We start from the raw sequence: 22,896 nt of genomic DNA on the forward strand, positions 1-22,896 counted from the left end.
CCGTACGCTAGGGGGCGCCCGGGGGGCGGCGGCTCGGAGACCCCGCCGGAGATCTCGCCGGAGACAGAGAGCGGACATGACTTCCTTCCTTCGACGTGTGGACCGGCTCTGGCGCGCGGGCCGGATGTGGCGTACGGACCACATCGGGCGCGGCGGCGTGTTCGAGCGCGCGGGTTTCCTCGGGCGCCCGGGGCCGGGGCTGTCCGTGGCCGGTGCCCTGATCGTCGTGCTGGTGCTGGTCCTGTTCGCCTGCTCCGGCGGTGAGCCGTCCGCCGACCCCGCCGACGAGGCCGGCGGGCCGGGCGCCTCGGAGGAACTGCCCCCGGTGGGGCCGCCGCACAAGAAGGACGTCGTCGACCCCGACGGCGTCTACTTCGGCGTAGCGCCCTTCCACGCCCCGGCCCGGGCCACCACGGAGGCGGTGTACCGGGCGGCGAAGGTACGGCCGCGGATCATCGAGTACTACCAGCGCTGGGACAAGCCGTTCTCCCCCGCCGACGCCCAGCTCGCCTACGACCAGGGCGCGTTGCCCCTGCTCACCTGGGAGCCCTGGGGCGGTGCGGCGGGCCGGGCGAAGGACCAGCCCCGGTACGCGCTGAAGAAGATCGCCTCCGGGGACTTCGACCTGTACATCATCCGCGTCGCCGAGCAGATGAAACGGTTCGGCCGCCCGGTCGTGCTGCGCTTCGCGCACGAGATGAACGGCGACTGGTACCCGTGGTCCGAGCGCAACAGCGGCAACGCGCGCGGGGATTACGTCAAGGCGTACCGCCACGTCCACGACCTCTTCCGGACCACCGGGGCGACCGAGGTGATCTGGGCCTGGAGCCCGAACATCCTGCGCGGCGCCCCCGGCGTCGATCTGCGCTCCCTCTACCCCGGGGACGAGTACGTCGACTGGATCGGTCTGGACGGATACGGTTTCGGCCATAAAACGGCGACCGAAGTGCTTCAGCCGACAACCGACGAACTGCGGAGTTTTACGCGGAAACCGATCCTGCTCACCGAGACCGGCTCCTCACCGGGCCCGCAGCAACCCGGCTGGACCGCCGACCTGTTCCGCTGGATCGAACGCACTCCGAACGTGATCGGTTTTGTATGGTTCCAGCACAGCAAAGACGAAGGGGGGCAGTATGACTACCGATTCGACATCGATCCGGCGACAAAGTCGGCATTCCGGAAAGGTCTCGCGTCCCTCGATCTCACCCCCTGGCCCGTCACGGACGTCAAGCCCCGCTGAGCGCCCGTCCGGCGGCGACCCACCCCCCTCACCCCGGAAGGAATGGCTCACCAGGGCATGAGTACGCCACAGCAACCCCAGGACCCCCGCATACCGGTCCCGCCGGCGACCGGCGCGGGCACCCCGCCCGTACCCCCGCGGACGGTGGTCCCCACCGTCATCACGCCGTCCGACGGCCCGCCCGTGAGCGGCGCGTCGATCCCCCCGTCGGTCCCGCAGCCGCCGCCCCCCGCGTACCGGGAGCCCCAGCCGTACCAGCCGGCGCAGGGCGAGCCCGACTGGTCGGCGATGGCCGACGAGTACAACGCCTCGCAGAAGCGCCGGAAGTGGGTGCTGATCTCGCTGACGGCCGTCGCCGTCCTGGCGATCGCCGCGGGCGCGATCTTCTTCCTCCCCGGGTCGGACAAGGACGACGAGGCCAAGAAGGACGACCCGGTGACCCAGGAGCCGAAGGAGGATCCGACCTCCGGCCCCGAGCCCACCACGTCGAAGTCCGGCAAGCCCGCCCCGGCCGCCACCATGCTGGGCAAGGACCTCTTCACCGCCAAGACCCTCCCGGCGAACGGCAAGACGTACGACCGGCTGGCCGTCTCGCACTCGGACCCCTGCTGGAAGGGCACGCGCAACGGGCTCGGCCCGCTGCTGAACAAGAACAAGTGCCGCCAGGTCCTCACCGCGACCTACGCCTCCGGCGACCACGCGGTCACCGTCGGCGTCGCGGTCTTCGACAACGCCGCCGAGGCCGCGGCCGTGGCAACGAACTTCACCGGCCAGCTCCGCCCCCTCGCCAAGAACGGCAAGCCCGGCCACTGCGCCGACGAGAAGGTCCCGTGCGCCGTCACCAAGGCCGCCCACGGGCTGTACGTGTACACGACGATCGCCGGCCCCACCTCGGGCAAGGCCGGGGACAAGGACCCCGACTCGGTGGCCGCGGGCAACGCGGTCGCCGCGTACGCGCTGTCACGGCTGCTGGCCATGGAGTGATCCGGCGCCGACGCGGGCCGCTCTGTTTCCGCGGCCCGCGTCAGCACACGCCGTCTCAAACGACCCCGTTCGGGGGTATCCGGGGACCGGCTACCACCGCGGCGGCTTCGTACGGCAAGATCCTGGGATGGAGAGCGACACCACCCGCCGGGACGTCCGGCTGCTGCCCAAGGCCCATCTGCATCTGCATTTCACCGGCTCCATGCGGACCGGCACCCTGCTGGAGCTCGCCGACAAGTACGGCGTTCATCTGCCGGAGGCCCTGAGCAGCGGTGAGCCGCCGAGGCTGCGGGCGACGGACGAGCGGGGCTGGTTCCGGTTCCAGCGGCTGTACGACATCGCCCGGTCCTGTCTGCGTTCCCCCGAGGACATCCGGCGGCTGGTGCTCGAGGCCGCCGAGGAGGAGGTGCGGGACGGCTCCGGGTGGCTGGAGATCCAGGTCGACCCCACCTCGTACGCCCCCCGGCTGGGCGGGCTGATCCCGGCCATCGAGATCATCCTGGACGCCGTGGAGACCGCCTCCCGCGACACCGGCGTCGGCATCCGGGTGCTCATCGCGGCGAACCGCATGAAGCACCCCCTCGACGCCCGCACCCTGGCCCGGCTCGCCGTCCGGTACGTCGACCGGGGCGTCGTCGGCTTCGGGCTGTCGAACGACGAGCGCCGCGGCCTCGCCCGCGACTTCGACCGCGCCTTCCACATCGCGCGCGAGGGCGGCCTCTTCGCCGCCCCCCACGGCGGCGAGCTGACGGGCCCGGCCTCCGTCCGGGACTGCCTGGACGACCTGCGGGCCAAGCGCGTCGGCCACGGCATCCGCGCCGCCGAGTCCCCGGCCCTGCTGCGGCGGCTCGCCCAGGAGGGCGTGACCTGCGAGGTGTGCCCGGCGTCGAACGTGGCGCTGGGGGTGTACGAGAAGCCCGCGGACGTACCCCTGCGGGTGCTGTGGGACGCGGGCGTGCCGATGGCGCTGAGCGCGGACGACCCGCTGCTGTTCGGGTCGCGGCTGGCGGCGCAGTACGCGTTCGCCCGGGAGCACCACGGGTTCACCGACGAGGAGCTGGCGGAGCTGGCCCGGCAGTCGGTACGGGCGTCGGTGGCGCCGGATGCCGTACGGGAGCGGCTGCTGGCGGGGATCGACGGCTGGCTTACAGCCTGACGCCGACGGTCACCGGCTCGTTGACCAGGGTCACGCCGAAGGCCTCGCGGACGCCGTCCTGGACCTCGCGGGCCAGGGTCAGGAGGTCCTGGGTGGTCGCCGCGCCGCGGTTGGTGAGGGCCAGGGTGTGCTTGGTGGAGATACGGGCGGGGCCGGTGCCGTAGCCCTTGGTGAAGCCCGCGCGGTCGATCAGCCAGGCGGCGGACGTCTTCGTCAGGCCCTCCCCCGCCGGGAACGCGGGCGGGACGGCGTCGGGGCCGAGGTGGTCGGCGGCGCGCTTCACGAAGTCCGCGAAGGCGGCCTCGTCCAGGATCGGGTTGGTGAAGAAGGACCCCGCCGACCACGTGTCGTGATCCTCCGGGTCCAGCACCATGCCCTTGCCCGCGCGGAGCTTCAGCACGGTCTCGCGGGCGGCCTCCACCGGCACCCGCTCCCCGGCCGGCACGCCCAGGACGCGGGCGGTCTCCGCGTACCGGATCGGCGCCGACATCCCGCCGGCGTCCTCGAGCCGGAAGCGGACGCGCAGCACGACGTACCGCTCCGGGTCCGCCTTGAAGCGGCTGTGGCGGTACGAGAAGCCGCACGCCTCGTTCGGCAGGGTCACCGTCTCGCCGGTGCGGCGGTCGTACGCCACGACCTCCGTGATCGTCTCGGCGACCTCCTGCCCGTACGCGCCCACGTTCTGGATGGGCGTCGCCCCGGCGCTGCCCGGGATGCCGGCCAGGCACTCCACGCCCGCCAGCCCCGCCTCCACGGTCCGGGCCACGGCGTCCGACCAGACCTCGCCGGCGGCCAGCTCCAGGGCGGTGCCGTCGAGGGTGACGCCGCGGGTGGCGATGCGCAGGGCGGTGCCGCGGAAGCCGGTGTCGGCGATGACCAGGTTCGACCCGCCGCCGACGATCAGCAGGGGCGTGCCCTCGCGGTCGGCTTCCCGCACCGCCGTGACGACCTCGGCGTCGGTGGTCGCCGTGACGAGGCGGTCGGCGGGGCCGCCGAGGCGGAAGGTGGTCAGCGGGGCGAGGGGGGCGTCGTGGGTTACCTGCACGGGGTCCAGCGTACGGGGCCCGGTCAGTGGCCCGAGGGGGCGAGGGCCAGCAGGACGCCGAGGGTGACGAGGAGGGAGCCGATGGCGCGGTTGAGGACGCGCTGGGCGGCGAGCATGCGGGCGCGGAGGCGGTCGCTGGAGAAGAAGAGGGCGGCGGCGCTGAACCAGGCCCAGTGTGCGAACGACATGAACCCGCCGTAGCCGAGCTGCTGGGCCAGCGGTGTGGAGGCGTCGACGACCTGAGTGTAGGTGCTGACGACGAAGAGGGTGGTCTTGGGGTTCAGCACGTTGGTGAGGAACCCGGTGCGCAGGGCCGACCCGCGGGTCTTCTCCTCGGTCAGGTCGACCTCGAGGCGAGTGCGGGTGAGGAAGGTCTGGACGCCGATCCAGATGAGGTACGCGGCGCCGACCAGCTTGATCGCCGTGAAGAGCTCGGGCGTCTCGGCGATCAGCAGTCCGACGCCGAGCATCGTGTACGCGACGTGCACGCACACCCCGGCCGCGATGCCGACGGCGGCGAGAAGGCCGGCGGTGCGCCCGTACAGATAGCTGCTCCGTACGACCATGGCGAAGTCCGCGCCCGGGCTGATGACGGCCAGGACGGTGATCGCGGCGACGGCGAGGACTTCGGTCACCCGGGGATAGTGCCTGGCCGGACGGGGCCGATCAAGGCCGGGGGCGCCGCACCGGGTCCGCGGCGGGCGCCCCCTCGGCTCACCGGTAGTTGACGAACTGGACGGCGAAGTCCAGGTCCTGCCCCTTGATCAGCTGGATGACGTCCTGCAGCGCATCGCGGCTCTTGGAGCTGACCCGCAGCTCCTCCCCCTGCACCTGCGCCTTGATGCCCTTGGGGCCCTCGTCGCGGATGATCTTCGACAGCTTCTTGGCGTCGTCCTGGGAGATGCCCTCCTTGAGGGAGGAGAACAGCTTGTACTCCTTGCCGGACGCCTGCGGCTCCCCGCTGTCCAGGGCCTTCAGCGAAATCCCCCGCTTGACGAGCTTCGTCTGGAACACGTCCAGCACCGCGTTCGCCCGCTCCTCGGAGTTCGCCCGGATCTCGATCTTCTCCCCGGACCAGGCGATGGAGGCGCCCACGCCCTTGAAGTCGTAGCGCTGGGAGATCTCCTTGGCGGCCTGGTTGAGCGCGTTGTCGACCTCCTGCCGCTCGACCTTCGAGACGATGTCGAAACTGGAGTCGGCCATGATCCCTGGCTCCCTGTACGTAGATGGTCGGACAGTCCTGCGGCCCGTCACCGGGCCGTCGCCCCAGCCTAGCCACCCGAACCGTGATCCATTCGCGAACAACCGAGTGGCGGACCACCCCCGTGGATCGGGTATGGTTTACGACGTCGCCAAGGAGCAGCGGGACCCCTCGCGGGCCTCTTGGAGGGACAAACACCAGGCGGTGTGCCCGAGCGGCCAAAGGGAGCAGACTGTAAATCTGCCGGCTTCGCCTTCCCAGGTTCGAATCCTGGCGCCGCCACACTCCGGAAGACCCCTTCTGAACTGCGGGAACGCGGTTCGGGAGGGGTCTTCTGCATGTCGAACGGTCAGTCCCACCAGAAGCTCCACCCCGGGTTGTCGATGAGCCATTCGGCGTAGCCGGCATGCGTGAAGCGCGGATTCTGGTCGATGGTGTCGGGGCACAGCAGGTAGTGCTCCAGCGCAAGCAGTTGGGCCTGTTCGAGGCTGGTGGGCGGCGCGGCAACGGAGACATAGAGGTGGGCGGGCGCCATCCCCACCACACGTGCCCCGAAGCGGTCCTCCCACGAGCGCAGGACGGCCGAGAGCTGCCGGGAACCCGTGTGGTTGGTCATCCCCAGCCAGCCGATGGCTTCGGGTATGTCCGCGCTGCGCTCGGCCGGTACGAGGGCGACGTAACGGGCCAGCTCACCTTCCGCGAGCGCCTCCGCCACTTCGCCGGCGATACGGTCCGGATCCTCTCCGGACGCGGAGGCGGGCGCCGGCCCGGGCCACTCGTCGAAAGGCGGGCCAGGGTCGTCCGGCCACGGTTCGACCCCATCCGGTACGGGCACCTCCTCCCCGCCGCTCGCCCATTCGGCCCGCTGATTCCGGTCCCGCTGCCATTCCTCCCGGAGGTACTGGACCGGATCGATCGCCATCGGTTCGCGCGGCTGCAAACTGTCGTCCGCGTACAGGAGCAGTACGGGGTGGAGGCCCGTATCCCGCCGCATGGCGTGCAGGCGCTGCCACCACAAGCCGGCGTCGGGCAGGGATCTGCTGCTGATCCACATCACCGGGACAGGCGAGGCACCGAACCGCTGCATCTGCTCGGAGGGACCGAGCAGGCGGCCCTCGGGCAGGTCGCCGGGCAGACGGCCGAACTGTTCATGAGCACGCTCAGTCATGCGCGGAGACTACTGCCGCCCTCCGACAACAGACGGAGGGCCCGTCACCGGCGGATGCGCCAATGACGGGCCCTCGTCAGGCGCCTCTGGCCGAGGTCAGAGGGTGCCGATCTTCCAGGAGCCCGTGCCGACGCCTCGGTCGGAGTAGTAGCTGGTGGAGACCGCGAGCTTCGCGCCGGGGCGGGTTTCGTAGCCGTTGGTGTCGAGGAAGCCGCCCTGGGCGCTGCGGTAGTCGTTGAGCAGGTTCACCGTGTCGTCGATGCGGACCTTGCCGTCCCGGGGGCTGGAGGTCTTGTCGAGGACGTGCCACTTGACGGTGGAGCCCGCGATGCGGGTGGCGGACTTGGTGGTGGAGACGTTCAGCCGGGCGCCGGCCCGGGTCGAGCGGCCGTTGGTGTCGAGGTAGCCGCCGTGGCCGTGGTCCCACTGGTTGACCAGGTAGACGATGTCACCGCTGACCACCGGAGCGCCGTTGTTCTTGCCGGTGGCCGAGAGCACCTTCCAGCTGCCGGTGCCTGGGCCCCGGGTGGGCGTGTTCGCGGTGGAGACGGCGAGGTAGGCGCCGGGCTGCTGGGAGTAGCCGTTGCTGTCGAGGTAGCCGCCGTCGGAGTTCCACAGGTTGTGCAGCGTGATGGTGGTGCCGTAGGTGAGGACGGCGCCCTGCGGCGCGGCCTCGGCGGCCGACTGCGGGACGGCGGTGGCGGTCGCGGTGGCAGCGAGGGCCGCTGCGGTCACGACTACGGCGGACAGGGTGGTTTTGGTGCGCATGGGTCTCCTTGGCGTTGACGTCCGAACGGACATCAAGACCATAACGACCTAAGTGACTTATGTGGGGCAGGGCATGGTTATTCACTCGTTTTACGGAAATTCGCGGAACGGCCCAGCTGGTTGTACGAGATAGCCAGCGCACGCCCGCCGTCACCGACCGGGCACTCGGACCACGAACCACAATCAGCCACCGGCAACACCTCAAAAGCACAGCTCGCCGCTCCACCCTCGCCGTCGCACACGACCGCGCAGCAGCCGGAACCCCGGCCGCATGATGGGGGCCGGCCGTCACCGGCGCGTTTCAGGGACCGCTCGACGGTCCCTGACATGCCGCCCCGTCCCGAACAGTTCGACGACCTCGGTTACGCGCCCTTCCGGACGAAAACCGCCTCGCGCAGGTCACCGCAGGAAGGGCACCGCATCACGCGTCACGCCTCGAAGGCGTACTCCAGGACGTACGAGGCGGCGTCGAGCGTCATTTCGTTGACCTCCACGGGGCGATTGCCGTCCGCGTAGGCGGTTCGGCAGATGAGGATCACAGGGGTGCCCGCAGCGATGTTCAGGTGCTCCGCCTCGTCCTTCGTGGGCATGCGCGAGCGAATCTCCTCACGGAAGTGCACCGGCTTGCAACCGAGTTCCGCGAGACGGGCATAGGTGCCGCCGGGGCCCGTGTCCTCCTGAGTGACCGCCGACCCTGCCACCAGGGAAGTGGGTAGGTAACTCGTCGCCAGCAGGACAGGCTTCCCGTCCAGGACGAAGCGGCGGCGACGAACGCAGACGGTATCCCCTTCCGGGAGATCCAGAACCCATCCGATGCGCTCCGGCGCTGCGTCCTCCGAGACGGTCACGTGATCAACCACGAAGTCCCGGTCCTCGACGTCCGCCGACCAGATGGAGCGTCCACTGCCCCACTGTTCCTGCGAGAGGCGCTGGACGCCTCGACGTCTGAGCGGCTGGAAGGAACGCACGAACACACCGGCACCCTTACGGGCTTCGGTCAAACCTTCGTCCTTGAGTACACCCAAGGCCTGGCGAACTGTCATGCGTGCCACGCCGTGCCCGGCCATCAGGTCGTTCTCTCCGGGAAGGCGATCGCCGGGACCGTACTCCCCCGACTGGATCGCCTTGCGCAGCGAGTCCGCGATCTGCCGGTACTTGGGCCGGGTCTCGTCGGGACTGGGCATCCAGACCCTCCTCTCCTCTCTAGACAGCTTAGGTGATGCGTGAGGGCGCTTGTTCGATGCAGACAGCCCTCACCCACACGCCAACCTCTCTAGACATCTCGGTTGACAGCATCTCCAGAAATGCGCTCTCCTAGAAGATGTCTAGAGAGGTTGCGTCGGCAACCTCCATGACAACGGAGTCCGTCGACCGTTGCGCAAGGGAGCGCCATGGATCTTGGTGACTGCATGCGACGCAAGCGGTGGGAAGTGCCGTTCAGCGCGGCGCCTGCCGAAGTGTCCTCTCTACGGCGGTTGTTGCGCACGCGCCTAACACTCTGGGGATTAACCGACGTGGTCGAGCAGGCGCAGATCTGTATGACGGAGCTGGTCAACAACGTGATCCACCACGTGGGCGAGGGCACTCAGGCCTTGCTGGCGGGATCTATGCGGGGCATCCGCCTGCGACTCGAGGTGCACGACGAAGGGGCGGCGACGGTTCCGACCGCCATGGCGCCCGCGGCCGATTGCGAGAGTGGGCGGGGGATGCAGATCGTGGATGCGCTTGCCGAGGACTGGGGCGTTGCGGCGGTCGGCACCGGCAAGGTCACCTGGTGCGAGCTGGGGACGGGGCTGTCCGAGCCGAACGGGCATGTCGGCGGTGATCGGGTGACCAACGCCGAGGCGCTGTTGATGCTTTACGCGTCTTCCCTGCCGGAATTGCGGCATGGGCTCCCCCGCCAAGGGCCCCTCAGCCCGGCCTCGGCCGGGGAAGTGGCGGGGGAGCTCATGTCCGATCTGGTCTGGTGGCTACGGGCTCACGGGTGTGATCCCGAAGAGGTGCTGGGCCGGGTCAGGTGAGGAGGGTGGTCGCCTTGCGGTAGTCCTCGTGGGCCGTGGCGTACTGGTGGGCGGCCACAAGGAACAGGGCTCGGTCCGTCAGGGCTGTGGCGTGGGCGGGGGGTGAGGGGGTGGCTGCGGCCACGTACGCGTCGAAGAGGGGGGTGAGCGGGGCCTCGATCAGGTGGGTGCGGGTCTGGCAGTGGAGGGTGGAGCGGGCTGTCAGGCGGCGGTGTGCGGCGATCAGGGTGGGGAGTGGCCGGGGTTCGGTCAGTTCGGCCGTCAGGGCCGGGATCGCGGACAGGTACGTATGGCGTACGTCCGGGGACCAGTTGCCCTCCGTGCCGAACGGGGGCTGGGGAGCGTCCGGGGTCGCCGGGGGTTCCTCGGCGCGGGTGGAGAGGATGTACAGCGTCGACCACCATGCCTGGATGTTGCTCCAGCTCCGGCGTTCGCCCGTCGACGCCAGTTCCGCAGTCAGCGTCAGGGCTTCCGCGCGCGCGGCTGCCGCTTGGGCGGGGTGGCCGGCGGCGGCCAGCATGCGGGCGTAGTGGGACAGTTTCCAGAACGCGATCGCCAGGGAGGTCTCGTTCCGCGTCAGCTTCGAGCGTGCGTCCGACACCACGCGGGCGAACACCGACAGCGCCTCCTCCGGGCGGCCGGCCGCGTCCAGTTCCGCCGACCAGGCGATCAGCTGCCAGTCACCGCCGGAAGACGCGAGTTCGGCTCGTAGCGCCGCCGACTCGCCGTGTCTGCCCTCCTCCGCCAGCACCGCCGCCAGGCGGTCGTGGCCGTACGCCGGGTGCTTGACCTGGCCCAGGGTGTGGCCGAGGCGGCCCGCCGCCGCCATCTCCTCGCAGACCGCCTTGCCTTCCGTGCGGTGGCCCTGCTGGAACAGGGCGAACTGGTACGAGCTCAGGACGTCGATCAGCAGCGCCGCGCGGCGGGGCTCGGTCGGGTCGATGCGGCGGGCCGCGTCCGCCGCCTCCGCGCGGAGGGACAGCACGATGTCGGGGCGGGTCTCGAACTCGCGGTCGTAGCTGCGTGAGCGGAGGGCTTTCGCCAGCCGGGGGAGGAAGGACTGTGGGTAAGCGCGGGCCAGTACTCGGTAGGCCGGGAGCAGGTCCCGGGGGTCTTTTCGGCCGGAGGCGAGCAGTTGTAGCCGGGCGTGGAGCAGATCGTCCTGGTCGACTTCCTCGGGGCGATTCATGAGGTCGATTGTGAAATCTGGGTAGGTCGTCGGGCAATGTTTACGGGCTGTGGTTTTGGTCCTAGGCGGGAAGGGAGATGAGGTGTCATGATGGTGTTGCTGTCACTGTTGGGACGACGGTCGGAGATATTCCGCTTGGAATTCCCCGCCGTACGTGGACCGGTGACCCGCCGGGGATGTGCAACCTGAACCCCCGTTCGACGCGTCAACGGAGTGAGCACACTCCGGGCTGTACGGCAGCCCCCGGCATGGGAGAGCGTCGATGTCCCGAAGTGTCCGATCGTGGGTACGGTCGCGGAAACGTACGACCCTCAGCGCCGCCTGCGCGGTCGTCGCGGCGTCCATCGCGTTAGCCGTCGGGAACACCGCCGTCGGAGGCAAGGGCACGAACGCCGAGGCCAGAGGCGGGGATCCGGCCGAGCGGGTCGGGGCGAGCATGCGGAAGGCCGGGGACAGCGCCAAGGAGACGGCCGAGCGGTGGGACGGCAGCGCCCAGGTGCTGGGGGACGGGTCCACGTCGTACACCGGGGCGCAGCCGGGGCAGTTGAAGCCGCGGAAGCTGAAGCCCGGGGAGAAGCCGCCGCAGTTCGTCGTCTTCTCGTGGGACGGGGCTCTCGAGGGGGACGATCATCTGTTCTCCCATTTCCGGGAGGTCGCCGCGGAGAGCGACGCCCATATGACGTTCTTTCTCACCGGGATTTATCTGCTGCCCCAGGAGAAGAGCGGACTCTATCGGCCGCCGCAGCACAAGCGGGGGGCGGCGGCGATCTCGTACCCGACCGAGGAACACATACGGACCACGCTGAAGCAGCTGAGCGGCGCCTGGAAGGACGGGCACGAGATCGGGTCGCACTTCAACGGGCATTTCTGCGGGAAGAAGGGCGGGGATGACTGGAGCGTCGGTGAGTGGACCAGCGAGATCAACCAGATGTACGAGTTCGTGAAGAAGTGGAAGACCAACACCGGCTTCACCGATCTGCCGCCGCTCCCCTTCGACCCCGACCGGGAGTTCGTCGGCGGGCGCGCGCCCTGTCTGGAGGGGCAGGAGACGCTCGTACCGGCCGTCAAGAAGGCCGGATGGCGTTACGACGCCAGCTCGCCCGGCGGATTCCAGACCTGGCCCGGCAAGAAGGACGGGGTCTGGGACTTTCCGCTCCAGCTGCTGCCGTATCCGCAGCGGGACGTCCAGGTGCTGTCGATGGACTTCAACTTCCTCTACAACCAGTCCGAGGGCCGCACCGACGGTGATCCCGCCCAGTACCCGGTCTGGGAGCAGACCACCGTCGACGCGTACAGGAACGGCTTCAACCGCGTCTACTACGGCAGCCGCGCCCCGATGTTCGTCGGCAACCACTTCGAGCAGTGGAACGGCGGTATCTACATGAACGCCGTCGAGGACCTGATGCGCGACGTCTGCCCCCGCAAGGACGTCGCATGCGTGTCCTTCCGGGAGCTCGCCGACTGGATGGACGCGCAGGACCCGAAGGTCCTGGAGCAGCTGCGTACGCTCGACCCCGGGCAGGCGCCCGTATGGAAGTCGCTCGTCAGCGGAGAGTGAACCGTTCGGAGTAGTCCCGCCAGATGTCCGCCGGAAGCGGGTTCCCGAGTTCGTCGCCGGCGGTGCCCGCCGTGCCGTCCAGCGGCATCAGGGCGAGCTTGCGCAGGTCCATCCGGTACAGCACGACCGCCGTCGTCTCCTCCCCCGCGGAGCCGATGAACCACGCCGCCCTGTTGTCCGGCGTCGTCCCCGTCTTCCCCGCCGGCACCAGTCCCGTGCTCCGCGCGGCCTGACCGGTGCCCTCCTCCACCACCGCCCGCAGGGACTCCGTCACCTCACGCGCCACATCCGCCCCGTAGACCCGTCGCGTACGGACCTCGGGCAGCGGGAGCCGCTCGCCGTTGCGGGTGACCTTCAGCACCGAGTACGGGTCGGTGTGCCGCCCGCCGGCCGCGAAGGTCCCGTACGCGGACGCCATCCGGATCGCGCTGGGGGTGGAGTTGCCCAGTGCGAACGCCGGCACCTGGCTGCCGAGGCTGGACGGCAGCAGGCCGGCCTGGAGCGCGTGCCGGCGGACGCGGTCGAGGCCGACGTCCATGCCGAGCTGGAGGAACGGGCCGTTGACGGAGTGCACCATGGCCTGGCGCAGGGTGACGTTCTCGCCCCAGGAGAGGCCGCCGTCGTTCTTCGCCCTGACGATCTTCCCGTTGCGGTCCCAGTACGGGCCCTCCGGCGTCATCACGGAGGCTTTGTTCTGCCCGTTGTACGTGCTGTACGGCGTCACCGGGTAGCGCACGCCGCTGCGGTCGCGGGCGATGCCGTCGTTCAGCGCGGCGGCGTACACGAAGGGGGTGAAGGCCGAACCGGCGGGGACGGTGACGGCGTTGGATTCGTTGAAGCCCTGCTTCAGGAATCCGGGGCCGCCGTATACGGCGATGATTCGGCCGTCGGGGCCGACCGTCGTGGCGCCCGTCTTCACGTAGGTGTCGGATTTACGGTCCTTCGGCGAGAGCTTCTTGCGCGCCTTGCGGACCGCCGCTTCCAGGGCCTCCGTCTTCTTTTTGTCGAAGGTCGTGTAGATCTGGTAGCCGCCGCGGTCGAATTCCGCCTCGGATATCTTGCCCTTGCCCGTGACGTACGCCTTGGCGAGCTCGACGAGATAGCCCCGCTGCCCGCTGAGATCCGTCCGACCGCCGGTCGCCTGGGTGGGCTCGGGGAAGTTCTTGTACGTCGCGCGCTCGGCCGGTGACAGCTTCCCGATCTCGACCATCCGGTCCAGCGTCCACGCCCAGCGCGCCACCGCCCGCTCGTGGTTCTTCGGGCCCAGGGCGGGGTCGTACTGTCCGGCGCCCTTGAGCAGGGAGGCCAGGAAGGCGCCCTCGCTCGCGTTGAGGTCGGTCGCCTCCTTGCCGTAGTACGCCTGGGCGGCGCGCTGGATGCCGTAGGTGCCGCGGCCGAACCAGCTGGTGTTCAGATAGCCCTCGAGTATCTCGTCCTTGCTGAACTTCTCGTCCACCTTCAGGGCCAGCAGCATTTCGGTGAACTTTCGGGACATTGTCTGGTTCTGGCTCAGGTAGACGTTCTTGACGTACTGCTGGGTGATCGTGGATCCGCCCTGGGTGTCGCCGCCGCCGACCATTCGGGTGAGTGCCCGCGTCATTCCGGAAATCGATATCCCGGGGTCGTCGTAGAAGCCCGCGTTCTCCGCCGCCAGGACCGCCCAGCGGACGTCCTCGGGGACCTTTTCCAGTGGCATGTCCTGGCGGCTCACCCAGCCGGTGCGGGACATCTTGGAGCCGTCGGACCAGTAGAAGACGTTGTCCTGCTGGGTGGCGAAGGAATTCAGGTCCTCGGGGATGTCCGTCTGCGAGTACGCGATCGTCACGGCGCCGGTCAGCAGGCCCACCACCAGCAGGAAGCCGCACAGGGACTGGCGCCAGGAGGGGATCCAGCGCCGCCGGCCGTCGACGCCCGGGCGGGGGTAGTGCGGTCGCAGGCGCCGCAACAGGCCTGCGGGGAGGCGCCCCGCCGACGCCCGCAGCCGCTCGGCGGGAAGGTGCCTTCGTGCAGCCGTACGGACCTGCGTCCAGGCAGCGGAAACGCGCGACATCGGCTCCCCCGTGACGTGGCAAAGGGCGGCCGTCCGCCGCCCACACTTCACTGACGCCGTGATCAACGGGAAGGTTTCGCTCCGGGACCGCTCACGCCGGATACGCGTGCGTCTGCGTCGCCTTCACCGTCGCCCAGACCTCGGCCCCCGGACGGAGGTCCAGGTCCGCCGCCGCGGCCGCCGTCAGGTCGGCGGTCAGCCGGAGGTCCCCCGTGAGGTCGGCGCGGATGCGGTCGGCGTGCGTCTCCAGGCCCGCGACCTCGCAGCGCCAGAGGTTGCGGGCGCTGGTGTCCGCCGGGCGGGTGCGGTGGACGGTCACCGCGACCGGGGGGAACGCGACGAAGGCGTCACCGGTGAAGTCCTCGACGGTGGTGATGACGGGGCCGTCGGTCACGCGGACGGTGTGGCCCTCCGCCTGGCCCCGGTAGAGGTTCAGGCCGACGAGGTCCGCGATGTAGTCCGTACGGGGACGCCGCGCGATGTCCGACGGCGTGCCCTCCTGGACGACGCGCCCCTCCTCGACGACGACCAGCCGGTCCGCCAGCACCATCGCGTCCAGGGGGTCGTGCGTGACGAGGACGGCGACCGCCTCGAAGTCCGCCAGGCGGCGCCGCAGTTCGGCCCGCACCGCGAGCCTCGTACGGGCGTCGAGGGCGGCCAGGGGCTCGTCCAGGAGCAGCAGCCGGGGGCGGGTGGCCAGGGCGCGGGCGAGGGCGACGCGCTGGGCCTGGCCGCCGGACAGGCGGCGGGGTCTGGCGGCGGCGTGGGCAGACAGGCCCATCCGTTCCAGCCACAGGGCGGCCTGTGTACGGGCCTCCGCCTTCGAGGCGCCCCGGCAGCGGGGGCCGAACGCCACGTTGTCCAGGGCGCTCAGATGGGGGAACAGCAGATAGTCCTGGAACACGACACCCACGGGCCGCTTCTCCGCCGGCATCCGGTCCAGCACCTCGCCGTCCAGCAGCAGCCGCCCCTCCGTCAGCGGTGTGAGCCCCGCCAGCGCACGCAGGGCGGTCGTCTTCCCGGCGCCGTTCGGACCCAGCAGCGCGACCACCTCGCCGGGCGCCGCCGTCAGCGTCACGTCCAGCCGGAAGGCGCCCCGGTCGACGACCAGCCGCGCGTCGAGCCCCGTCACGAGGCCGTCATCCAGCGGTCCCGCAGCCCCGCCAGCACCGCGACGGACACCGTCAGCAGCACCAGGCTCAGGGCGATCGCGGCGTCGGGGTCACTCTGCAGGGCGAGATACACGGCCAGCGGCATGGTCTGCGTACGTCCGGGGAAGTTGCCCGCGAAGGTGATCGTCGCCCCGAACTCCCCCAGCGCCCTCGCCCAGGCGAGCACCGCCCCCGCCGCGATCCCCGGCGCGATCAGCGGCAGCGTCACCCGCCGGAACGCCGTGAACCGCGACGCCCCCAGCGTCGCCGCCGCCTCCTCGAACCGCGGATCCGCCGCCCGCAGCGTCCCCTCCACGCTGATGACGAGGAACGGCATCGCCACGAACGCCTCCGCGACCACCACCCCCGCGGTGGTGAACGGCAGGGTGACCCCGAACCAGTCGTCCAGATACCGCCCCACGACCCCGTTGCGCCCCAACGCCATCAGCAGCGCCACACCGCCCACCACCGGCGGCAGCACCAGCGGCAGGGTCACCAGCGCCCGTACGAGCCCCCGCCCGGGGAACTCCACACGCGCCAGCAGCCACGCCAGCGGCACCCCGATCACCAGGCTCACGGCGGTGGCGGCGGTGGCGCACACCAGCGACAGCCGCAGCGCCTGCCAGACCTCGGCCCCGGTCAGCAGCTCGGGCAGCCGCGCCCACGGGGTGCGTACCAACAGCGCGATCAGCGGGAGCACGAGGAACACCAGCCCGATGAGGGCCGGAACCAGCAGCGGCAGGGGTGCGCGCGAGCCTTTGATCACGGCGCGAGGAAGCCCGCCCCGGTCAGAACCCGCTGCCCGTCGGGGGACTGCACGAGGTCCATGAACGCCCGGGCCGCCTTCGCGTTGCCGGTGTCCTTCAGCAGGGCGATGGGATAGTCGTTGACCGCGCCGGCGGCTTCGGGGAAGGGCACGCCCTCCACCTTGTCACCCGCCGCCCGCACATCCGTCTGGTACACGACGGCGGCGTCCGCCTCCTTGAGCACCACCTTGGTGAGCGCCGCCTTGACGTCCTCCTCCAGCGAGACGGGCGTCAGCTTCAGCCCACTCGCGTCGAAGGCCTTCTTGGCGGCCGTCCCGCAGGGGACGGCCTCGTCGCAGAGGACGACCTTCAGGCCGGACTCGGTGAGGTCCTTCAGCGAGGCGATGTGGTGGGGATTGCCGGAGAGGGTGGCTATCTCCAGCTGATTACGGACGAACGTTTCGGGCTCACCGGCGTTTCCGCCTTTGCCAGTCACGAGTGCCATGGTCTTCGGGCTGGCGGCGGCGAACACGTCCGCCGGAGCCCCGCTGTTGATCCCGGCGGCGAGGCTGTCGCTGCCGCCGAAGTTGAACACGACCTTCGTCCCGGGGTGCGCCTTCTCGAAGCTCGCCCCCAGCTCCGTGAAGCTCTGCTCGAGGGAGGCGGCGGCGAAGACGTTCACCGTGCCGGACAGCCGCCCCGAGTTGCCGTCGGAGTCGGACGACGAGCAGGCGCTCAGGGCGAGCAGCGCGACAGCCGCACCAGCGACAGCCAGGGAACGCGTCAACATGACCCGATCATAGACGGCAGATGCAAGGAGGAGTAGCCCTATCTCATCGCAGAGGCAAGGCTTCAGGACTGCAATACCCGCACATGCGATCCATCACGCCCGATCGATGAACACGTTCGTCGACTTCACCCGAGCCGTCGCCTCCATCCCGACCTCCAGCCCCAGCTCCTCCACCGCCTCCCGGGTCAGCAGCGACACCAGCCGGTGCGGGCCCGCCTGGATCTCGACCTGGGCCGCCACGTCGCCGAGCTTGATCGCCGTGACGATGCCGGGGAAGGCGTTACGGGCCGAGGTGTACGAGGGGTCCTCCTCGCCGTCGCCCTTCGCCAGCTCCACGGAGAACGCGGCCAGGTCGCGGCCGTCGATGAGCCGCCGGCCCGTCTCGTCCCGGTGGGTGGCCACGCGTCCCGCGTCGGCCCAGCGCCGGGCGGTGTCGGGGCTGACGCCGAGCAGCCGCGCCGCCCGGCCGATGGTGTATGCCTGCATGGGCGTCACGATAGGCCCGGACGGGCCCGTACCAGGGCGCTTGACAAGTTAGTGAGTGAGCAATAACTTTACGGCATGGCAAGGATGAGTGCGGCAGAGCGACGCGAGAGCGTCATCCGCGCGGCGATGATCGAGTTCGGCCGGGCCGGCTACGACGGCACGTCGACGGAGGCCATCGCCCGGCGTGTCGGCGTGAGCCAGCCGTATCTCTTCCGCCTCTTCCCCAACAAGCAGGCGATCTTCCTCGCCGCGTCCCTGCGCTGCCTGGGCGACACCCAGAAGGTGATAGAGGACGCGCTCGAGGGCTTCGGCCCCGGCCAGGAGGAGGAGGCCGGGCTCGCGATCGCCCACGCGTACCAGAAGCTCGTCGCCGACCGGGACATGCTGCTGATGCAGATGCAGACGTATGTCGCGGTAGCGAAGGCGGAGGCGTCGGGGGACCACGAGTTCGGCAAGCCCATCCGCGCCGCCTGGGCCGAGATGTACGACGCGATGCTGCTGGTCTTCGGCGGCGACCACGAACGCACGGCGGAGCACTTCTCGTTCGGGATGCTGATCAACACCCTGGTGGCGCTCGGCTTCCCGCAGGACCACCGCGTCTGGGCGGGCTTCTGGGAGGAGAGCCGGAGCTCCATCCCCGACCCGAACCGCTGACGCGTCTCCCCCACACAAAACGAAACGCGCGACTCGTAATGACCAAACCATGTCCAGCAAAGTTAGTGAGCAATAACTACCTGACGGAGGAATCATGACCACCCCAACCGCCCGCCGCGGCACCGCCGCCTGGGCGCTCGTCCTCACCAGCGTCGCCAGCTTCATGGGCGCGCTCGACAACCTCGTCGTCACCACGGCCCTCCCCGCCATCCGCGAGAAACTCGGCGGCCGGCTGGAGGACCTGGAGTGGACGGTGAGCGCGTACACCCTCACGTTCGCCGTCCTGCTGTTGTTCGGCGCGGCGCTCGGCGACCGGTTCGGCCGCCGCCGGATGTTCGCCGTCGGCATCGGACTGTTCACCGCGGCCTCCGCCGCCGCGGGCCTCACCTCCGGCATCGACGGCCTGGTCGCGGCCCGCGCCGCCCAGGGCGTCGGCGCGGCGCTGCTGATGCCGCTGAGCCTCACCCTGCTCACCGCCGCCGTACCCGCCGAGAAGCGCGGGGCGTCGCTCGGCATCTGGGGCGCCGTCCAGGGCATCGCGGTGGCCACCGGACCGCTGGTGGGCGGGGCGCTCACCGAGCACATCTCGTGGCAGTGGATCTTCTGGCTGAACGTGCCGATCGGGATCGCCCTGCTTCCCTTCGTCCTCCTTCGCCTGGACGAGAGCCGTGGCGCCAACAACCGTCTGGACGTCCCCGGCACCGTGCTGGCCAGCGCGGGCATGTTCGGCATCGTCTACGGCCTGATCCGCGGCAACGCCGACGGGTGGACCTCCGCCGGCGTCCTCGGCGGGCTCTTCGCCGGTGCCGCCCTGATGGTCGGCTTCGTGCTGTGGGAGCTGCGGACCGAGCACCCGATGCTGCCGATGCGGCTCTTCCGCAGCCGGGCGTTCAGCGCGATCAACGCCGCCAGCCTGCTGATGTTCGTCGGAATGTTCGGGTCGATCTTCCTGCTGAGCCAGTTCCTGCAGGGGGTGGGTCAGTACTCGCCGACCGAGGCGGGCATACGGATGCTGCCGTGGACCGGGATGTCGCTGATCGTGGCGCCGGTCGCCGGTGTGCTGTCCGACCGGATCGGGGGGCGTCCGGTCGTCGCGGCCGGGCTGGCGCTGCAGGCCGTGGGGCTCGGGTGGATCGCGGTGCGGCTGTCCGCCGACTTCTCCTACGGTGCCTATCTGCCGGCGTTCGTCATCAGCGGGATCGGGATGGCGATGTACTTCGCGCCTGCGGCGAACGTGGTGATGTCGGCCGTGCGGCCTGCTGAGCAGGGGATCGCTTCGGGGGCCAACAACGCGCTGCGGGAGGTCGGCGGGGCGCTGGGGGTCGCCGTGCTGGCGGCCGTGTTCTCCGCTCGCGGGGGGTATGAGTCCGGGCAGGTGTTCGTCGACGGGCTGCGGCCGGCGCTGTGGGCCGGGGCGGGCGCTGTTGCGCTGGGGGCTGTGGCCGCGGCGCTCATTCCTGGGCGGAAGCCCTCCGCCGGGTCTGTGGTTGTGGCGGCGTCCGACGCCGGGGGTCGGGTTCCTGCGGGGGTCTGACGCTTGGTACGGGGCGCGGGCGGTCGGTTCCCCCCTGAGGGGGGCCGGCCGCCCGCGCCTTCGGCGCGGGGTGATTCCCACCCGCAGCCGCCCGTCACCGTCCGTGCGGGTCGCCCTCGGTCGGCGGGTCCCTGCCGGCCGTCAGTGCAGGCGTACCGTCGCCTTCGCCATCCCCAGGACCTTCTGGCCCTCCGACGTCACCGTCAGGTCCACCCGGACCGTGCGGGCCTCGTCGTTCTTCGCGCCCACCTTCGCCGAGACCTGGACCACCGCGCCCTTGTCGTCGTCCGGGACCACGACCGGCTTCGTGAAGCGCACCCCGTAGTCGACCACCGCGCCGGGGTCGCCCGTCCAGTCCGTGACCACCCGGGCCGCGACCGCCATCGTGAACATGCCGTGCGCGATCACGTCCGGCAGGCCCACGGACTTCGCGAACCGCTCGTTCCAGTGAATGGGGTTGAAGTCCCCCGACGCCCCCGCGTACCGCACCAGCGTCGCCCGCGTCACGGGGATGTCCCGCGCCGGCAGCTCGTCGCCGACGGACACCGTGTCGTACGTCACCGTTTCGGCCATCGCGCTCACTCCCCGTCCCCGGCGGCGCGCGACACCAGCTTGGTCATCGCGGTCACCACATGCTCACCGGACTCGTCGTGCACCTCGCCGCGGACGGCCAGGATGTCGTTTCCCGCCAGTGATTTGACGGAGTCGATCGTGGACGTCACCGTCAGCCGGTCACCGGCGCGTACGGGACGGCTGTACGTGAACTTCTGGTCGGCGTGCACCACCCGGCTGTAGTCCAGCCCCAGCTCCGGGTCGTGGATGACCAGACCCGCCGCCTCGAACGTAATCGCGAAGACGAACGTCGGTGGCGCGATCACGTCGGCGTACCCGAGGGCCTTGGCCGCCTCCACGTCGGTGTACGCGGGGTTCTCGTCGCCGATCGCCACGGCGAACTCGCGGATCTTCTGGCGGCCTACCTCGTACGGGTCGGTGGGGGGATAACTCCGCCCCTCAAAGGACTGGTCGAGCGCCATCGGGCCCTCCTGCTGCCGTACGCCGCCGGGGGCGCCGTGTGACGCCCGTGCGCCGTCGTATCGCTGTCATATGGCTGGACAAGTCGAGTATGGCGGACACCCCGCGCCCCCTCGTCCACGGATACGACAAGAGACCGGCCCACGGATTGTGGGACCGGCCTCTTGGCTCGAACTTGACCTTGACAGGTCCGCCGTTACCGAGTCTCGCGGTGCGCGGTGTGGGAGTTGCAGCGCGGGCAGAACTTCTTCATCTCAAGACGGTCCGGGTTGTTACGCCGGTTCTTCTTGGTGATGTAGTTCCGCTCCTTGCACTCCACGCAGGCCAGCGTGATCTTCGGGCGGACGTCGGTGGCAGCCACGTGAGTGCTCCTTGACGGACAGATCGGATGAACGCAGAAAGAGTAGCCGATCGAAGGACCGAGCCTACAATCGGCTACTTTGAGTGAGTAGCGGTGACCGGACTTGAACCGGTGACACAGCGATTATGAGCCGCTTGCTCTACCGACTGAGCTACACCGCTTTGATACCTTCCCCACTCGATCTTACGATCTCGCGGGTGTGTACCAGAGCCCCAAAACGGAATCGAACCGTTGACCTTCTCCTTACCATGGAGACGCTCTGCCGACTGAGCTATTGGGGCGAGCGATGAAGACATTACACGCTGAGCGGCCGAAGGTGAAATCCGTATCCGCGGGCGGGCCTGTGACCTGCCCCGCTCGTGGGCCGGCGGCAGCGTGCGACGGCGCGGCTGCACCGCGTGCGCGGGCGGGCGGCCTAGGCTCGTCGCGCACAGCGAGTGATCATCACCACATCCTCCCGGGAGGGCGATGACCGACAGCCGGGCCGGCCGGCCCCAGCAACCGTCCTCCGGCGCGGCGGACGGCCTCGTCCTCTCCGGCGCCCGGCTGGCCGACGGGCGGCTGGTGGACGTCCGGCTCGGCGGCGGGCGGATCCTGGCCGTCGGTACGGCCGGCAGCCTCGTCCCCGAGGGGCGCCACGCGCGCGGCAGTGTGGTGGACCTCACGGGCCATCTGCTGCTGCCGGCCCCCGTGGAGCCCCACGCGCACGGTGAGACGGCGTTCACGGCGGAGCTGGCCGGTCCGGTCCCGTACTCCGTCGCGGACGTCCAGCGGCGCACCACGGAGGCCGCGCTGCTCCAGCTGGGGCACGGGGCGACGGCCGTGCGGACGCAGGTGCGGATCGGGGACGTGCAGGGGCTCGCGGCGCTGGAGGGCGCGTTGCAGGCGCGGCAGTCGCTGCGCGGGCTGGTGGAGCTGACCGTCGTGGCGCTGCCCCGGCTGCTGACGGGCGTCGCGGGCGCGGACGGGCTGGCGGTGCTGCGGGACGCCGTGAAGATGGGCGCGGGGGTGGTGGGCGGCTGTCCGGACCTGGACCCCGATCCGTCGGGGCACACGGAGGCGGTGCTGCGGGTGGCCTCCGAGCAGGGGCTCCCCGTCGACCTGCACACCGACGCCGCCGATCCGGCGCTGCTGGCCCGGCTGGCGTCCGCCGCGGCGGGGCTGGCGCCGGGGGCGGTGATCGGTCCGGGGGCGGGGCTGGCGCGGCTGCCGCAGCCGGTGGCCGCGCGGACGGCGGAGCGGCTGGCGGTGGCGGGAGTGGGCGTCGTGTGTCTGCCGCAGGGGGACTGCGGGGTCGTCGCGCCGACGGGGACGCGCAGCGCCCGCGCGTTCGGGCCGCGGACGGCGCCCGTACGGCTGCTGCGCGCCGCCGGGGTGCGGGTGGCGGCGGGGGGCGGGGCGCTGCGGGACGTGGCGAACCCGGTGGGGCGGGGGGATCCGCTGGAGGCCGCGTATCTGCTGGCGTCGCAGGCGCAGGTGTCGCCCGAGCAGGCGTACGACGTGGTGGGCGGTGAGGCCCGGGCGGTGCTGGGGCTGGCGGAGGTGCGGATCGAGGCCGGGTTCCCGGCGGAGCTGCTGGCGGTGCGGGGGGAGCGGGTGGCGGCGGCGCTGTCCCTGGCGTACAGCCGCATCGTGGTGCACCGGGGGCGCGTGGTCGCGCGGACCAGCGCGGTGCGGGAGTACTGCGATTTCGCGGGGGCGGCGGAGCGCGAGCTGCCCCGCCAGTCGCCCCGGGGCGGGGCGGCCGGCGGGGAGTGATCCG

23 protein-coding genes and 3 tRNA genes are annotated in these 22,896 nt (G+C 70.5%); 9 read left to right on the forward strand and 17 right to left on the reverse strand.

Annotated features, from left to right (window positions below; all coding sequences use genetic code 11):
- Positions 1-97 precede the first annotated feature (97 nt).
- The 3 genes from SRB5_RS17455 to SRB5_RS17465 all read left to right on the forward strand — a co-directional run bounded on the left by SRB5_RS17455 (position 98) and on the right by SRB5_RS17465 (position 3,380).
- Positions 98-1,240: a glycoside hydrolase family 26 protein gene (locus SRB5_RS17455; RefSeq protein WP_194292948.1), complete on the forward strand. Its 1,143-nt coding sequence runs from the start codon at positions 98-100 to the stop codon at positions 1,238-1,240.
- A 57-nt stretch (positions 1,241-1,297) separates the two neighbouring features.
- On the forward strand, positions 1,298-2,224 hold the full coding sequence (locus tag SRB5_RS17460) for a hypothetical protein (protein WP_153453014.1): 927 nt from the start codon (positions 1,298-1,300) through the stop codon (positions 2,222-2,224).
- 127 nt (positions 2,225-2,351) lie between these two features.
- Entirely contained in the window at positions 2,352-3,380 is a 1,029-nt protein-coding gene (locus SRB5_RS17465) for an adenosine deaminase (RefSeq protein ID WP_153453015.1), read from the forward strand.
- Here SRB5_RS17465 and SRB5_RS17470 read toward each other — a convergent pair.
- The 3 genes from SRB5_RS17470 to SRB5_RS17480 all read right to left on the reverse strand — a co-directional run bounded on the left by SRB5_RS17470 (position 3,370) and on the right by SRB5_RS17480 (position 5,628).
- The gene (locus SRB5_RS17470) at positions 3,370-4,425 is read right to left on the reverse strand and encodes a UDP-N-acetylmuramate dehydrogenase (RefSeq protein ID WP_323378048.1); all 1,056 of its coding nucleotides are present in this window, start codon (positions 4,423-4,425) and stop codon (positions 3,370-3,372) included. The genes SRB5_RS17465 and SRB5_RS17470 overlap by 11 nt on opposite strands.
- A gap of 23 nt (positions 4,426-4,448) precedes the next feature.
- Positions 4,449-5,060, reverse strand: coding sequence for a LysE family translocator (locus SRB5_RS17475; protein WP_323378049.1), 612 nt, complete (start codon positions 5,058-5,060; stop codon positions 4,449-4,451).
- A 79-nt stretch (positions 5,061-5,139) separates the two neighbouring features.
- Complete coding sequence (locus SRB5_RS17480) at positions 5,140-5,628, reverse strand: YajQ family cyclic di-GMP-binding protein (RefSeq protein ID WP_153453016.1); 489 nt, start codon at positions 5,626-5,628, stop codon at positions 5,140-5,142.
- 198 nt (positions 5,629-5,826) lie between these two features.
- Here SRB5_RS17480 and SRB5_RS17485 point away from each other — a divergent pair.
- A tRNA-Tyr gene (locus tag SRB5_RS17485) sits at positions 5,827-5,908 on the forward strand.
- Between the two features lie 67 nt (positions 5,909-5,975).
- On the opposite strand, the gene SRB5_RS17490 is transcribed toward SRB5_RS17485, so the two are convergent.
- From SRB5_RS17490 to SRB5_RS17500, 3 genes are all read right to left on the reverse strand, one after another.
- A complete protein-coding gene (locus tag SRB5_RS17490) occupies positions 5,976-6,794 on the reverse strand; it encodes a DUF4253 domain-containing protein (RefSeq protein WP_153453017.1) in 819 nt (272 codons plus the stop codon).
- Between the two features lie 96 nt (positions 6,795-6,890).
- Positions 6,891-7,562, reverse strand: coding sequence for a hypothetical protein (locus SRB5_RS17495; RefSeq protein WP_153453018.1), 672 nt, complete (start codon positions 7,560-7,562; stop codon positions 6,891-6,893).
- 428 nt (positions 7,563-7,990) lie between these two features.
- A complete protein-coding gene (locus SRB5_RS17500; RefSeq protein WP_153453019.1) occupies positions 7,991-8,746 on the reverse strand; it encodes a GntR family transcriptional regulator in 756 nt (251 codons plus the stop codon).
- A gap of 207 nt (positions 8,747-8,953) precedes the next feature.
- On the opposite strand from SRB5_RS17500, the gene SRB5_RS17505 reads away from it, so the two are divergent.
- Positions 8,954-9,583, forward strand: a complete 630-nt coding sequence (locus SRB5_RS17505) for an ATP-binding protein (RefSeq protein ID WP_153453020.1) — start codon at positions 8,954-8,956, stop codon at positions 9,581-9,583.
- On the opposite strand, the gene SRB5_RS17510 is transcribed toward SRB5_RS17505, so the two are convergent.
- A complete protein-coding gene (locus tag SRB5_RS17510) occupies positions 9,576-10,772 on the reverse strand; it encodes a hypothetical protein (protein ID WP_153453021.1) in 1,197 nt (398 codons plus the stop codon). The two genes, SRB5_RS17505 and SRB5_RS17510, sit on opposite strands and share 8 nt — an antisense overlap.
- 262 nt (positions 10,773-11,034) lie before the next feature.
- Here SRB5_RS17510 and SRB5_RS17515 point away from each other — a divergent pair, with 262 nt between their 5' ends.
- Positions 11,035-12,330: a polysaccharide deacetylase family protein gene (locus SRB5_RS17515; RefSeq protein ID WP_153453022.1), complete on the forward strand. Its 1,296-nt coding sequence runs from the start codon at positions 11,035-11,037 to the stop codon at positions 12,328-12,330.
- On the opposite strand, the gene SRB5_RS17520 is transcribed toward SRB5_RS17515, so the two are convergent.
- The 5 genes from SRB5_RS17520 to SRB5_RS17540 all read right to left on the reverse strand — a co-directional run bounded on the left by SRB5_RS17520 (position 12,317) and on the right by SRB5_RS17540 (position 17,553).
- A complete protein-coding gene (locus tag SRB5_RS17520) occupies positions 12,317-14,380 on the reverse strand; it encodes a transglycosylase domain-containing protein (RefSeq protein WP_153453023.1) in 2,064 nt (687 codons plus the stop codon). The two genes, SRB5_RS17515 and SRB5_RS17520, sit on opposite strands and share 14 nt — an antisense overlap.
- A 91-nt stretch (positions 14,381-14,471) precedes the next feature.
- Positions 14,472-15,527 (reverse strand): ABC transporter ATP-binding protein, encoded by a 1,056-nt coding sequence (locus SRB5_RS17525; protein ID WP_153453024.1) that lies wholly within the window; start codon positions 15,525-15,527, stop codon positions 14,472-14,474.
- The gene (locus SRB5_RS17530; RefSeq protein WP_323378051.1) at positions 15,509-16,297 is read right to left on the reverse strand and encodes an ABC transporter permease; all 789 of its coding nucleotides are present in this window, start codon (positions 16,295-16,297) and stop codon (positions 15,509-15,511) included. Before SRB5_RS17530 ends, SRB5_RS17525 begins: the two co-directional genes overlap by 19 nt.
- Positions 16,294-17,067 (reverse strand): molybdate ABC transporter substrate-binding protein, encoded by a 774-nt coding sequence (gene modA, locus SRB5_RS17535; RefSeq protein ID WP_153453025.1) that lies wholly within the window; start codon positions 17,065-17,067, stop codon positions 16,294-16,296. The genes SRB5_RS17530 and modA overlap by 4 nt, the downstream gene beginning before the upstream one ends.
- A 93-nt stretch (positions 17,068-17,160) precedes the next feature.
- Complete coding sequence (locus tag SRB5_RS17540; protein WP_153453026.1) at positions 17,161-17,553, reverse strand: TOBE domain-containing protein; 393 nt, start codon at positions 17,551-17,553, stop codon at positions 17,161-17,163.
- An 84-nt stretch (positions 17,554-17,637) separates the two neighbouring features.
- Between SRB5_RS17540 and SRB5_RS17545 the strand changes: the two genes are divergently transcribed.
- Both SRB5_RS17545 and SRB5_RS17550 read left to right on the forward strand, forming a co-directional pair.
- Positions 17,638-18,207: a TetR/AcrR family transcriptional regulator gene (locus SRB5_RS17545; RefSeq protein ID WP_153453150.1), complete on the forward strand. Its 570-nt coding sequence runs from the start codon at positions 17,638-17,640 to the stop codon at positions 18,205-18,207.
- Between the two features lie 94 nt (positions 18,208-18,301).
- Entirely contained in the window at positions 18,302-19,741 is a 1,440-nt protein-coding gene (locus SRB5_RS17550) for a DHA2 family efflux MFS transporter permease subunit (protein WP_153453027.1), read from the forward strand.
- A gap of 141 nt (positions 19,742-19,882) precedes the next feature.
- Here the strand turns inward: SRB5_RS17550 and SRB5_RS17555 are convergent, their stop codons facing one another.
- From SRB5_RS17555 to SRB5_RS17575, 5 genes are all read right to left on the reverse strand, one after another.
- Entirely contained in the window at positions 19,883-20,314 is a 432-nt protein-coding gene (locus tag SRB5_RS17555) for a MaoC family dehydratase (RefSeq protein WP_153453028.1), read from the reverse strand.
- 5 nt (positions 20,315-20,319) lie between these two features.
- Positions 20,320-20,775, reverse strand: a complete 456-nt coding sequence (locus tag SRB5_RS17560; RefSeq protein WP_153453029.1) for an FAS1-like dehydratase domain-containing protein — start codon at positions 20,773-20,775, stop codon at positions 20,320-20,322.
- 194 nt (positions 20,776-20,969) lie between these two features.
- The gene (gene rpmG, locus SRB5_RS17565) at positions 20,970-21,134 is read right to left on the reverse strand and encodes a 50S ribosomal protein L33 (protein WP_323378052.1); all 165 of its coding nucleotides are present in this window, start codon (positions 21,132-21,134) and stop codon (positions 20,970-20,972) included.
- Positions 21,135-21,222: 88 nt separating this feature from the next.
- A tRNA-Met gene (locus SRB5_RS17570) sits at positions 21,223-21,295 on the reverse strand.
- 47 nt (positions 21,296-21,342) lie between these two features.
- Positions 21,343-21,415, reverse strand: a tRNA-Thr gene (locus SRB5_RS17575).
- 187 nt (positions 21,416-21,602) lie between these two features.
- Between SRB5_RS17575 and SRB5_RS17580 the strand changes: the two genes are divergently transcribed.
- Complete coding sequence (locus SRB5_RS17580; RefSeq protein ID WP_153453030.1) at positions 21,603-22,892, forward strand: amidohydrolase family protein; 1,290 nt, start codon at positions 21,603-21,605, stop codon at positions 22,890-22,892.
- The last annotated feature ends 4 nt before the right edge of the window (positions 22,893-22,896 follow it).

It is taken from the genome of Streptomyces smaragdinus (genome assembly GCF_009604385.1).
Taxonomy (GTDB): Bacteria; Actinomycetota; Actinomycetes; order Streptomycetales; family Streptomycetaceae; genus Streptomyces; species Streptomyces smaragdinus.

Coding starts and splice junctions, on each gene's coding strand:
- SRB5_RS17460 (WP_153453014.1), top strand. CDS start 1,298: ATGAGTACGCCACAGCAACCCCAGGACCCCCGCATACCGGTCCCGCCG.
- SRB5_RS17465 (WP_153453015.1), top strand. CDS start 2,352: ATGGAGAGCGACACCACCCGCCGGGACGTCCGGCTGCTGCCCAAGGCC.
- SRB5_RS17480 (WP_153453016.1), bottom strand. CDS start 5,628: ATGGCCGACTCCAGTTTCGACATCGTCTCGAAGGTCGAGCGGCAGGAG.
- SRB5_RS17490 (WP_153453017.1), bottom strand. CDS start 6,794: ATGACTGAGCGTGCTCATGAACAGTTCGGCCGTCTGCCCGGCGACCTG.
- SRB5_RS17495 (WP_153453018.1), bottom strand. CDS start 7,562: ATGCGCACCAAAACCACCCTGTCCGCCGTAGTCGTGACCGCAGCGGCC.
- SRB5_RS17500 (WP_153453019.1), bottom strand. CDS start 8,746: ATGCCCAGTCCCGACGAGACCCGGCCCAAGTACCGGCAGATCGCGGAC.
- SRB5_RS17505 (WP_153453020.1), top strand. CDS start 8,954: ATGGATCTTGGTGACTGCATGCGACGCAAGCGGTGGGAAGTGCCGTTC.
- SRB5_RS17510 (WP_153453021.1), bottom strand. CDS start 10,772: ATGAATCGCCCCGAGGAAGTCGACCAGGACGATCTGCTCCACGCCCGG.
- SRB5_RS17515 (WP_153453022.1), top strand. CDS start 11,035: ATGTCCCGAAGTGTCCGATCGTGGGTACGGTCGCGGAAACGTACGACC.
- SRB5_RS17520 (WP_153453023.1), bottom strand. CDS start 14,380: ATGTCGCGCGTTTCCGCTGCCTGGACGCAGGTCCGTACGGCTGCACGA.
- modA (WP_153453025.1), bottom strand. CDS start 17,067: ATGTTGACGCGTTCCCTGGCTGTCGCTGGTGCGGCTGTCGCGCTGCTC.
- SRB5_RS17540 (WP_153453026.1), bottom strand. CDS start 17,553: ATGCAGGCATACACCATCGGCCGGGCGGCGCGGCTGCTCGGCGTCAGC.
- SRB5_RS17545 (WP_153453150.1), top strand. CDS start 17,638: ATGAGTGCGGCAGAGCGACGCGAGAGCGTCATCCGCGCGGCGATGATC.
- SRB5_RS17550 (WP_153453027.1), top strand. CDS start 18,302: ATGACCACCCCAACCGCCCGCCGCGGCACCGCCGCCTGGGCGCTCGTC.
- SRB5_RS17555 (WP_153453028.1), bottom strand. CDS start 20,314: ATGGCCGAAACGGTGACGTACGACACGGTGTCCGTCGGCGACGAGCTG.
- SRB5_RS17560 (WP_153453029.1), bottom strand. CDS start 20,775: ATGGCGCTCGACCAGTCCTTTGAGGGGCGGAGTTATCCCCCCACCGAC.
- SRB5_RS17580 (WP_153453030.1), top strand. CDS start 21,603: ATGACCGACAGCCGGGCCGGCCGGCCCCAGCAACCGTCCTCCGGCGCG.